Origin of the sequence: Pseudomonas sp. R2-37-08W, from assembly GCF_003851705.1 — a bacterium.
GTDB lineage: Bacteria > Pseudomonadota > Gammaproteobacteria > Pseudomonadales > Pseudomonadaceae > Aquipseudomonas.
Window position 1 is genome coordinate 5,044,616 of sequence record NZ_CP027728.1, and the last position, 10,948, is coordinate 5,055,563.

Sequence of the window (10,948 nt, forward strand, 5' to 3'; positions counted from 1 at the left end):
CCGGACGGCCACGCAAAAAGCGTTTGGTGGTAAGCTCGCGCACCATGAATATCTACAGCTCTCGCCCCGTTGTTCTCTGTCTCTCCGGCCATGATCCCAGTGGTGGCGCCGGCCTGCAGGCCGATATCGAAGCCCTGCTCGCCCAGGGCTGCCACGCCGCTGCGGCCGTCACCGCGCTGACCGTGCAAAACACTGTCAACGTCAGTGACTTTCGCGTGCTCGACCGCGAGTGGGTGCTGGCCCAGGCCAATGCGGTGCTCAGCGATTCCGAAGTCGCGGCGGTCAAGCTGGGCATGCTCGGTTCTACCGCGATGGTCGACACGGTGGTCGAACTACTGCAGGCGCACCCGCACCTGCCGGTGGTGTGCGACCCGGTGCTGCGCGCCGGAGGCGGTGGCAGCCTGGGCAAGGATGAAGTCGGTTATGCGATGCGCGAGCGGCTGCTGCCCCTGGCGCTGATCGCCACACCCAACCTGCCCGAAGCCCGCATCCTGGCCGAATTGCCTGACGGCAGCGCCGACGAATGCGCCGAGAAGCTGTTGCCCTACATCAAGCATCTGCTGATCACAGGCGGCCACGGCGACGAGCACGAAGTGCACAATCGCCTGTACAGCCGCGATGGCAGCCGCCATACCTACACGTGCCAGCGTTTACCCGGCAGTTATCACGGCTCGGGGTGCACGCTGGCCAGTGCGCTTACGGGGCGGCTCGCCCAGGGCGAAGGCCTGGTCAGCGCCGTGCAGTCGGCGCTCAACTACACCTGGCGCACCCTGCGCGATGCCGAACGACTCGGCCAGGGCCAGTTCGTACCGCGTCGGTTGCCACTGGATTTCTGCTCGTAGTTCACCTTTCATCACCACTTACCGCTCGTCACAGCAAGGGGCTTGCCCGATGAAACTACGTGGCCTTTACGCCATTACCGACAGCCAACTGTTGGCCGGCAAATTCCTCGCCTACGTCGAAGCGGCGTTGGACGGCGGCGTGACATTGCTGCAGTACCGCGACAAAAGCAGCGACGAAGCGCGCCGCCTGCGTGAAGCCGAGAAACTGCGGGAGCTGTGCTCGCGCTACAAGACCCACCTGATCATCAACGATGACGCCGAACTGGCCGCGCGCCTGGGCGTGGGCGTGCACCTGGGCCAGACCGACGGCCCGCTGACCCCGGCGCGGGCGCTGCTCGGCTCCAAGGCGATCATTGGCGCAACGTGCCACAGCCAGATTGAGCTGGCCGAACAGGCCGCCCGGGAGGGCGCCAGTTATGTCGCCTTTGGCCGCTTCTTCAATTCCACCACCAAGCCCGGCGCACCGGCCGCCAGCCTTGAAATGCTGGCCGAGGCGCGCCAACGCCTGCACCTGCCGATCTGCGTGATCGGCGGCGTCACCCTGGAAAATGCCGAGCCACTGGTAGCCCACGGCGCCGACCTGCTCGCCGTGGTGCACGGCCTGTTCGGCGCCGACAGCACCCAGGAAGTCACGCGCCGCGCCCGTGCGTTCAACGATCTTCTTAAATCTTCAGTGTAGAGAGCCCGATCATGTCCCGTTCCGAAACCCTGTTTGCCAATGCCCAGAAACACATCCCCGGCGGTGTGAACTCCCCCGTGCGGGCGTTCAAGAGCGTGGGCGGCACGCCGTTGTTCTTCAAGCATGCCGAAGGCGCCTATGTCACCGACGAAGATGACAAGCGCTACGTCGATTACGTCGGCTCCTGGGGCCCGATGATCCTCGGTCACAGCCACCCGGACGTGCTGGACGCCGTACGCCAGCAGTTGCAGCATGGTTTGTCCTACGGTGCTCCAACCGCGATGGAAACCGAGATGGCCGACCTGGTCTGCTCGATCGTGCCGTCGATGGAAATGGTGCGCATGGTCAGCTCCGGCACCGAAGCCACCATGAGCGCAATCCGCCTGGCCCGTGGTTTCACCGGTCGCGACAGCATCATCAAATTCGAAGGTTGCTACCACGGCCATTCCGACAGCCTGCTGGTAAAAGCCGGTTCCGGCGCGCTGACCCAGGGCGTACCGAGTTCGGCCGGCGTACCGGCGGCGTTCGCCAAACACACCCTGACCCTGCCATTCAACGACATCGCCGCGGTCGAGCAGATGCTCGGTGAAGTCGGCCAGGACGTGGCGTGCATCATCGTCGAGCCGGTCGCCGGCAACATGAACTGCGTACCACCGGCCCCAGGCTTCCTCGAAGGCCTGCGCGAACAGTGCGACAAACACGGCGTGGTGCTGATTTTTGACGAAGTGATGACCGGCTTCCGTGTCGCCCTCGGTGGCGCCCAGGCCCATTACGGCGTTACACCGGACCTGAGCACCTTCGGCAAGATCATCGGTGGCGGCATGCCAGTGGGCTGCTTCGGCGGCAAGCGCGAGATCATGCAGCACATCGCCCCACTGGGCCCGGTCTACCAGGCCGGCACGCTGTCCGGTAACCCGCTGGCGATGGCCGCCGGCCTGACCACCCTGCGCCTGATCAGCCGCCCTGGCTTCCACGCCGAGCTGACCGACTACACCACCCGCCTGCTGGACGGCCTGCAAGTGCGGGCCGACGCTGCCGGCATCCCGTTTGTCACCACCCAGGCCGGCGGCATGTTTGGCCTGTACTTCAGCGGCGCCGACGACATCGTCACCTTCGATGACGTGATGGGCAGCGACGCCGACTTGTTCAAGCGCTTCTTCCACCTGATGCTCGAAGGCGGTGTGTACCTGGCGCCCAGTGCGTTTGAAGCCGGCTTCACCTCGATCGCCCACGGCGATGCCGAGTTGAAGCTGACCCTGGACGCTGCCGAGCGCGCCTTTGCGGCCCTGAAATAAGTGACGGCATCCTCTGACGTTTGCCCGTGCCAACGTCAGATTTGCTACCTTGCTTACAGACATTTCTCGCTTTTTTCGAGAATTGCCCTGCAATCCGGCAGATAACTTGCCCAAGCAGCAGAAAAACGAGTAAAGACTTTGTAAGCAGAGGCCTGCTTATTTCATAATGCGCGCTTATTGGACCCCGCGAGGGTCCGCGCGCCCCGTCAGAGGTAAGTCGATTCCCATGAAACGCACCGGCCGCACCCTGGTTCTGGGCTGCCTGTTGCTCCTTCAGCCGCTGCTGGCACATGCACAAGCAGGCGGCAACTCGTTGTTAATCCCAGCGATGGGTCGTTGCACCCTCAATACCCAGCCCGACACCCAGGCCGAAGCCCTGAGCGCGTGCCAGAAACAGGCTGATGAAGGGGATGCGCAAGCGCAATACGAGTTGGGCGAGTACTTCCACGACAGCAAGAACCCGGCCGTCGACCTCAACAAAGCCTTGAGCTATTTCGAGAAGGCTTCGCTACAGGGCCACGCCCAGGCGCAATTCCAGCTGGGCAACATGTTTTTCCGTGGCGAAGGTGTACCGGCCAATAACGTCCAGGCCTACATCGTGCTGAAAATGGCGGCGGTCAACGGCGCCGAAGACGCGCTGGACACCGCCGACGAAGTGGCCGAGCACATGCAGCGTGATGAACTGGAAGTAGCGACCCAGGTGCTGGGGCAGATTTTCCGCAATTACCTGCAGGAATTGCAGAGCGCCGATGGGCGTTCGCCCTTTTCACCCCTTCCCTGATTCAGCGTTGCCTTACTTCTCAGGCATTGGCATCGGAAACGGCATCACATTGCTGGTGCCCCGCGCCTCGCTGATCTTCGGCGTGCCCAGGCGCTCGACTTCGTCGATGCGCACAATCGAATGCATCGGCACAAAACTGCGCACCACGCCTTCGAACTGGGCCTTGAGCTTTTCCTCGCCTGGATCGACGACCAGCTGCGTGCGCTCGCCAAAGACGAACTCTTCCACTTCCAGGAAGCCCCACAGATCACTTTGATAGATCTGCTTGGCGTACATTTCGAACACCTGGCCCTGGTTAAGGAAAATCACCTTGTAGATTGGAGCTTCACGTTTGGTCATGGGGGGCGGGCAGCACATCGGCGGATATAAATGAGGGCGCGAACTATAGCATGGCACCCGATGCACAGTGCTAGGAACCAATGGACATGCCCCCTATAATGCGCGGTTCTTTACCACCAGTTGACGATTCCCATGGCCAAGAAGCTTTACATTGAAACCCACGGTTGCCAGATGAACGAGTACGACAGCTCGCGCATGGTCGATCTGCTGGGTGAGCATCAGGCCCTGGAAGTCACGGCTCGCGCCGAAGATGCCGACGTGATCCTGCTCAATACCTGCTCGATCCGCGAACGGGCCCAAGACCGGGTCTACTCGCAGCTGGGTCGCTGGCGCGAATTGAAACTGGCCAACCCGGACATGGTGATCGCCGTCGGCGGTTGCGTGGCCAGCCAGGAAGGTGCGGCCATTCGTGACCGCGCGCCCTATGTCGATGTGGTCTTCGGCCCGCAGACCCTGCACCGCCTGCCGGAAATGATCGATGCCGCACGCGCCACCAAGCTGCCGCAAGTGGACGTGTCGTTCCCCGAAATCGAAAAATTCGACCATCTGCCCGAGCCGCGCATCGACGGGCCAAGCGCCTATGTATCGGTGATGGAAGGCTGCAGCAAGTACTGCACCTTCTGTGTAGTGCCCTACACCCGTGGCGAAGAAGTCAGCCGGCCGTTTGACGACGTGCTGGCGGAAATCATCCACCTGGCCGAAAACGGCGTGCGCGAAGTGACCCTGCTGGGCCAGAACGTCAACGGCTACCGCGGCCAGACCCACGACGGACGCCTGGCCGACCTGGCGGAGCTGATTCGCGTAGTCGCCGCCGTCGATGGCATCGAGCGCATCCGCTACACCACCTCGCACCCGCTGGAGTTCTCCGACAGCCTGATCCAGGCCCACGCCGACGTGCCGGAGCTGGTCAAACACCTGCATTTGCCGGTGCAATCGGGCTCAGACCGCATCCTGTCGGCAATGAAGCGCAACCACACAGCCCTGGAGTACAAGTCCAAGCTGCGCAAACTGCGCGCCGCCGTGCCGGGCATCTGCATCAGTTCGGACTTTATCGTCGGCTTCCCTGGCGAGACCGAGAAAGACTTCCAGCAAACCATGAAGCTGATCGAGGACGTGGGCTTCGACTTCTCCTACTCGTTCGTCTACAGCCAGCGCCCCGGCACCCCAGCGGCCGACCTGCTGGACGAAACCCCGGAAGCGTTGAAAAAGGAACGCTTGAATGCGCTGCAACATCGCCTGAATCAGCAGGGTTTCGAGATCAGCCGACAAATGGTCGGTTCGATCCAGCGCATCCTGGTAACCGATTACTCGAAGAAAGACCCCGGCGAATTGCAGGGCCGCACCGAGAACAATCGCATCGTCAACTTCCGCTGCGACAACCCGACCCTGATCGGCCAGTTTGCCGATGTGCACATCGATGCGGCGCAACCGCACTCGTTGCGCGGGTCTCTGGTGCAATAGCTGTCATATCAACACCTTTCAAATGTGGGAGGGGGCTTGCCCCCGATGGCGGTACATCAGCAACACATCAGCTGCCTGACACTCCGCTATCGGGGGCAAGCCCCCTCCCACACTGGAATTACGCCGGATAAGTGCTTTCGCACACCGGCGCGTGGCGTTATTCTCTCTTTCACCTCAACAGCCAAAGGGCGGCTAAAAGCGACCTTGAACGCACCTACAGTAGAACCCCATCGTTTTCTCCTCGAGCCGTTTGAGGCTCGCCGTTTCGCCAACCTGTGCGGACAGTTCGACGAGCACCTGCGGCTGATCGAACAACGCCTGAGCATCGAGATCCGCAACCGCGGCAATCAATTCGAGCTCATTGGTGAACCTCAACACACCACGTCTGCGGAAAACCTGCTGCGCCGTCTCTACCGCGAAACCAAGGGCAGTGAGCTGTCGCCGGAAACGGTGCACCTGTACCTGCAGGAATCCGCCGTGGAAGACCTGGCCAACAATCCGGTGGCCGAAGCCAGCGTGGCCCTGCGTACCAAAAAAGGCATGATTCGCCCACGCGGCTTGAATCAGCAGAAGTACGTCAAGGAAATCCTCGGTAACGATATCAACTTCGGCATCGGCCCGGCCGGTACCGGCAAGACCTACCTGGCCGTGGCCTGTGCGGTGGATGCCCTGGAGCGCGAACAGGTTCGCCGCATCCTGTTGGTGCGCCCGGCCGTCGAGGCGGGCGAAAAGCTCGGCTTCCTGCCCGGCGACCTGGCCCAGAAGATCGACCCGTACCTGCGCCCGCTCTACGACGCGCTCTACGAAATGCTTGGCTTTGAATACGTGGCCAAGCTGATCGAGCGTCAGGTGATCGAAATCGCGCCGCTGGCCTACATGCGCGGTCGCACCTTGAACAACAGCTTCATCATTCTCGACGAGAGCCAGAACACCACGGTCGAGCAGATGAAGATGTTCCTCACCCGTATCGGTTTTGGCTCCACGGCCGTGATCACCGGTGATATCACCCAGGTCGACCTGCCCAAGGGCACCAAGTCGGGCCTGGGCCAGGTGATCGAAGTGCTCAAGGATGTGCCGGGTATCAGCTTTACGCATTTCATGCCCAAGGACGTGGTGCGCCACCCGCTGGTGCAGCGCATTGTCGAGGCCTACGAGCGCTTCGAACACCGCGACGACGGCCTGTCCAAGGACGTGCGCCGCGATGCTTGAGCTTGACCTGCAACTGGCCACCGAAGCGGCCGCGCCCAGCGAAGCACAGTTCCGTCAGTGGTGCGAGCTGGCCCTGCGCCAGCGCACCGCCGATTCGGAGCTGACCATTCGTCTGGTGGACGAGCCCGAAGGCCGTGAGCTGAATCACACCTGGCGCCAGAAAGACTACGCGACCAACGTGCTGTCTTTCCCCGCCGACGTGCCCGACGAGTTTCTGGATATCCCGCTGCTGGGCGACCTGGTGATTTGTGTCGCGGTGGTCGAGCGCGAGGCGCGGGAGCAAGAAAAGGAACTTGAGGCCCACTGGGCCCATCTAGTCATCCACGGCTGCCTGCATCTCTTGGGTTACGACCATATAGACGATGACGAAGCCCTGGAAATGGAAGCGCTGGAACGAACGTTGCTTGCAGAACTGGGTCATCGCGACCCGTATGCCGACGACGAAAACCAATCGACACTCAACTGAAACAATCAAGGATTTAGAGTAATCGCTATGAGCGAAGACCGATCGAGCAACGGGCAAAAGTCATGGCTGGGTAAACTGACCCAGGCTTTTGCCCACGAGCCGAAAAACCGCCAGGAGCTGCTGGAGCTGCTGCGCGAGGCCCACCAGAACAAGTTGCTGGACAGCGAAGCGCTGGCCATCGTCGAAGGCGCCATCCAGGTGGCTGACCTGCAAGTACGCGACATCATGGTGCCGCGCTCGCAGATGATCAGTATCAGGGCGACCCAGACCCCGCGCGAATTCCTCCCGGCCGTGATCGACTCGGCGCACTCGCGCTACCCGGTGATCGGTGAAAGCCATGACGACGTCATGGGCGTCCTGTTGGCCAAGGACCTGTTGCCGCTGATCCTCAAAGAGAACGGCGACAACTTCAACATCAAGGACCTGCTGCGCCCGGCCACCTTCGTGCCTGAGTCCAAGCGCCTGAATGTGCTGCTGCGCGAATTTCGCGCCAACCACAATCACATGGCGATCGTGATCGACGAATACGGTGGCGTGGCGGGCCTTGTGACCATCGAGGACGTGCTGGAGCAGATCGTCGGCGACATCGAAGACGAGCACGACGTTGAAGAAGACAGCTACATCAAGCCACTGCCCAGCGGTGACTTCCTGATCAAGGCATTGACGCCCATCGAGAACTTCAACGAGTTCTTCGACAGCGAATTCTCCGACGACGAGTTCGACACCGTCGGCGGCCTGGTGATGAGTGCGTTCGGGCACCTGCCCAAGCGTAACGAAACCACCGAGATCGGCGCCTATCGCTTCCGCATCCTGAATGCCGACAGCCGCCGCATCCACTTGATCCGTTTGACTCCTATTGCCCGTTAAGGACTGAAATGCGCCGTCTGATCGCACCCGGCTGGCCCGGTAATCTGCTGGCCGTGGTGGCCGGCGCCATCACCACCCTGGCGCTGGCGCCGTTCGATATCTGGCCGCTGGCGCTGGTGGCGGTCGGTGTGTTCTATATCGGCCTGCGCGAGCTGACACCTCGCCAGGCCCTGGGGCGCGGCTGGTGTTTCGGTTTCGGCCTGTTTGGCGCCGGCACCAGTTGGATCTACTACAGCATCCACCACTTCGGCGGCGCTTCGGTGCTGCTGGCGGGTTTCCTGATGCTGCTGTTCACCGCCGCCATCGCCTGGTTCTTCGCCCTGCCCGCCTGGCTGTGGGCGCGCTGGCTGCGCCGCAATGAAGCGCCCCTGGCCGATGCGCTGACCTTCGCGGCGTTGTGGGTCGGCCAGGAAGCCTTTCGTGGCTGGTTCCTCACCGGTTTTCCGTGGTTGTACTCCGGCTACAGTCAACTCGACGGCCCGCTGACCGGCCTTGCGCCCTTGGGCGGGATGTGGCTGATTTCGTTCGCCCTGGCGCTGACGGCAGCCCTTTTGTGCAACCTGCCGCGCCTGTTGGCGAGCAAGCGCAACAGTTTCATCGCCGCCGGCCTGGTGCTGCTCGTTGCACCCTGGGCCATTGGCCTGGCGCTCAAGCACCATGCCTGGACCTCGCCCTCCGGCCCGCCCTTGAGCGTGGCCGCCATCCAGGGCAACGTCGAACAAAGCATGAAGTGGGACCCCGAGCAGCTCAATGCGCAGCTGGCGCTGTACCGCGACATGAGTTTGAGCTCCAGGCGCGTCGACCTGCTGGTATGGCCGGAAACCGCCGTTCCGGTGCTCAAGGAGTCGGTCGAAGGCTACTTGGGCATGATGGGCAAGTTCGCCGCCGAGCGTAATACCGCGCTGATCACCGGGGTACCGATTCGCCAGGAAGTACGCCATGAGAAGCGCTACTTCAATGGCATCACCGTGGTCGGCGAAGGTGATGGCACCTACCTCAAGCAAAAGCTGGTGCCCTTTGGTGAGTACGTGCCGTTGCAGGATATGTTGCGCGGGTTGATCGCCTTCTTCGACCTGCCCATGTCGGACTTCGCCCGCGGCCCCGCCGACCAGGCGATGCTCCAGGCCAAGGGTTATCAGATCGCACCGTTCATTTGCTATGAAGTGGTGTACCCGGAGTTCGCCGCTGGCCTGTCGGCCCAGAGCGACCTGCTGCTGACCATCAGCAATGACACCTGGTTCGGCCGCTCCATCGGCCCGCTGCAGCACCTGCAGATGGCGCAGATGCGCGCGCTGGAAGCCGGCCGCTGGATGATCCGCGCCACCAACAACGGCGTGACCGGCCTGATCAACCCGTTTGGGCAGATCACCGCACAGATCCCGCAATTCGAGCGCGGCATTCTCTATGGCGACGTGGTGCCGATGCACAACCTCACGCCTTACCTGCAATGGCGGTCGTGGCCGCTGATCATTGTGTGCGTGCTGTTGTTCGGTTGGGCGCTGCTGGCGGGTCGAATGGCCAAGACGGTCTAACAGATCAAACACAAAACCAATGTGGGAGGGGGCTTGCCCCCGATGGCGGTGTATCAGTGCCAGATGTACTGACTGACACACCGCAATCGGGAGCAAGCCCCCTCCCACACTTGGCCTGCGGTGCTACTTGTAGAACAACCGGTACCCCACCTGCCCCACCGCCTCATTGATCAACTGCCCGCTCTGCCATACCGCCTTGACCTCCGGCATCCAGCCGCCCAGTGGACGCGCGTTATCCACGCCCAGGAACCCCACCGGCGCCGGCACCACGGTAAAGCCGGCCTTTTCAAAACTCCACACCGAACGCGGCATGTGCCAGGCTTGAGTCACCACCACCACGCGCTTGATGCCTTGAGGCAAGAGAATCTCGGCGCTCATCAGGGCGTTTTCCCAGGTGGTGCGGCTACGCTCTTCTTTCCAACGCACCGTCACGCCGAAGTCATCCTCCATCGACACCGCCATCAACTGCGCCTCGCTGGGCGGCGTGCCGTAATGCAGGCCACCGGTGGTCAGCACCGGCAACCCGGACGCCTTGGCCAGCCGCGCCGCATAACGCTCACGCTCCAGGCCGATGCCGGTGGGTTGGTCGGTGCCCCAGGCAATGTCGCCGCGCTCGCGCCCGGAACCCAGCACCACAATCGCATCGGCGCGCTGGGCCAGGCTTGCCCAGTCTTCGCGGGCCAAAGGCGGCGCTGTCTCCAAGGCGTGCGCGCCCCACTGCACCATTACCGGCAGGCTGATCAGCCACATCCCGCCCAATCCCAAGGCAAAGCAACACCCCGCCAGGCGCGGTCGACTGCGGCGAAACCACCAGGCAAGCGCCAGCAACAGCAAGAAAATACCGGGCGGCAGTAACAATTGTTTGATGAAATAACGAAAAGGCATCGGGCATCTCCAAAGATGCCCGAAGCCTAGATGCAACGGGGTTCGGCAACAATCCTTACCAGCACATTTTGCAAAGTGGCGGATAACGCGGGTTACTTACACCGTACGGATCGGAAACGTTCCGGGCCGCGGCCGGCCGGCAGGTCCTTCAGCCAAATCACCTTGGCCGAACGGGAAGGCGCCTGGACTGGCGGGGAGGCCTGCCCATCAGAGGCGCGTTGGTGGTGCAACGCCAGATAGTTCTTGATCAAGTCAAGCTCTGCCTGGCTCAAGCCTTGCAACTCCAGCTCCAGAGGCCGTTCACCACGCAATCGGCCTGCGGTTCTTGCGGCATCCAATGCCCGACCCAAACGGTCGATCAATCCTTCATATAATTGCGGTTTCGTTAAAGTTCGCTGCGATTCAGCCATCCCCTCACCTCATTGAAGAAATACATGCTCCCCAATAAACAGCGTAGCCCCCGTGGCTGCGCCTGCCCGATGCCGCGACAGACGGCCCTGCCTGCGCAATCAGGGTTTCCCTCGATAGAGTGGGGTCATGTATGCTACGGCGCTTCCTGTAACTCCACTTCCCGCAGGGTTTGGGCACGGAC

The 10,948-nt window shown here is 62.0% G+C and carries 12 protein-coding genes; 9 read left to right on the forward strand and 3 right to left on the reverse strand.

Annotation, left to right across the window (positions count from 1 at the left end):
• Nucleotides 1-44 precede the first annotated feature (44 nt).
• The 4 genes from C4J93_RS23260 (at nt 45) to C4J93_RS23275 (ending at nt 3,597) form a co-directional block, all read left to right on the forward strand.
• Nucleotides 45-842 carry a hydroxymethylpyrimidine/phosphomethylpyrimidine kinase gene (locus tag C4J93_RS23260; protein WP_124368463.1) on the forward strand — a complete coding sequence of 266 codons (798 nt, stop codon included), beginning with the start codon at nt 45-47 and terminating at the stop codon, nt 840-842.
• Between the two features lie 49 nt (nt 843-891).
• Nucleotides 892-1,521 carry a thiamine phosphate synthase gene (thiE, locus tag C4J93_RS23265; RefSeq protein WP_124364538.1) on the forward strand — a complete coding sequence of 210 codons (630 nt, stop codon included), beginning with the start codon at nt 892-894 and terminating at the stop codon, nt 1,519-1,521.
• 11 nt (nt 1,522-1,532) lie between these two features.
• Nucleotides 1,533-2,816, forward strand: a complete 1,284-nt coding sequence (gene hemL, locus C4J93_RS23270; protein WP_124364539.1) for a glutamate-1-semialdehyde 2,1-aminomutase — start codon at nt 1,533-1,535, stop codon at nt 2,814-2,816.
• A 226-nt stretch (nt 2,817-3,042) separates the two neighbouring features.
• Nucleotides 3,043-3,597: a tetratricopeptide repeat protein gene (locus C4J93_RS23275; RefSeq protein WP_065886862.1), complete on the forward strand. Its 555-nt coding sequence runs from the start codon at nt 3,043-3,045 to the stop codon at nt 3,595-3,597.
• A gap of 12 nt (nt 3,598-3,609) precedes the next feature.
• Here C4J93_RS23275 and C4J93_RS23280 read toward each other — a convergent pair whose 3' ends face one another.
• Entirely contained in the window at nt 3,610-3,936 is a 327-nt protein-coding gene (locus C4J93_RS23280; protein WP_003194436.1) for a DUF1820 family protein, read from the reverse strand.
• A gap of 132 nt (nt 3,937-4,068) precedes the next feature.
• Here C4J93_RS23280 and miaB point away from each other — a divergent pair, with 132 nt between their 5' ends.
• From miaB to lnt, 5 genes are all read left to right on the forward strand, one after another.
• Nucleotides 4,069-5,397, forward strand: coding sequence for a tRNA (N6-isopentenyl adenosine(37)-C2)-methylthiotransferase MiaB (gene miaB / locus C4J93_RS23285; RefSeq protein WP_124430574.1), 1,329 nt, complete (start codon nt 4,069-4,071; stop codon nt 5,395-5,397).
• A 204-nt stretch (nt 5,398-5,601) separates the two neighbouring features.
• Complete coding sequence (locus C4J93_RS23290) at nt 5,602-6,606, forward strand: PhoH family protein (protein WP_124364541.1); 1,005 nt, start codon at nt 5,602-5,604, stop codon at nt 6,604-6,606.
• A complete protein-coding gene (ybeY, locus tag C4J93_RS23295) occupies nt 6,599-7,072 on the forward strand; it encodes an rRNA maturation RNase YbeY (RefSeq protein ID WP_124364542.1) in 474 nt (157 codons plus the stop codon). Before C4J93_RS23290 ends, ybeY begins: the two co-directional genes overlap by 8 nt.
• Nucleotides 7,073-7,099: 27 nt before the next feature.
• Nucleotides 7,100-7,939, forward strand: coding sequence for an HlyC/CorC family transporter (locus C4J93_RS23300; RefSeq protein ID WP_122483878.1), 840 nt, complete (start codon nt 7,100-7,102; stop codon nt 7,937-7,939).
• Between the two features lie 8 nt (nt 7,940-7,947).
• Nucleotides 7,948-9,471 carry an apolipoprotein N-acyltransferase gene (gene lnt, locus C4J93_RS23305; RefSeq protein WP_124371964.1) on the forward strand — a complete coding sequence of 508 codons (1,524 nt, stop codon included), beginning with the start codon at nt 7,948-7,950 and terminating at the stop codon, nt 9,469-9,471.
• Nucleotides 9,472-9,594: 123 nt separating this feature from the next.
• Here lnt and C4J93_RS23310 read toward each other — a convergent pair whose 3' ends face one another.
• Both C4J93_RS23310 and C4J93_RS23315 read right to left on the reverse strand, forming a co-directional pair.
• Nucleotides 9,595-10,356 carry a YdcF family protein gene (locus tag C4J93_RS23310; protein WP_124371965.1) on the reverse strand — a complete coding sequence of 254 codons (762 nt, stop codon included), beginning with the start codon at nt 10,354-10,356 and terminating at the stop codon, nt 9,595-9,597.
• Nucleotides 10,357-10,448: 92 nt separating this feature from the next.
• The gene (locus C4J93_RS23315) at nt 10,449-10,766 is read right to left on the reverse strand and encodes a hypothetical protein (RefSeq protein ID WP_124371966.1); all 318 of its coding nucleotides are present in this window, start codon (nt 10,764-10,766) and stop codon (nt 10,449-10,451) included.
• Nucleotides 10,767-10,948: the final 182 nt, after the last annotated feature.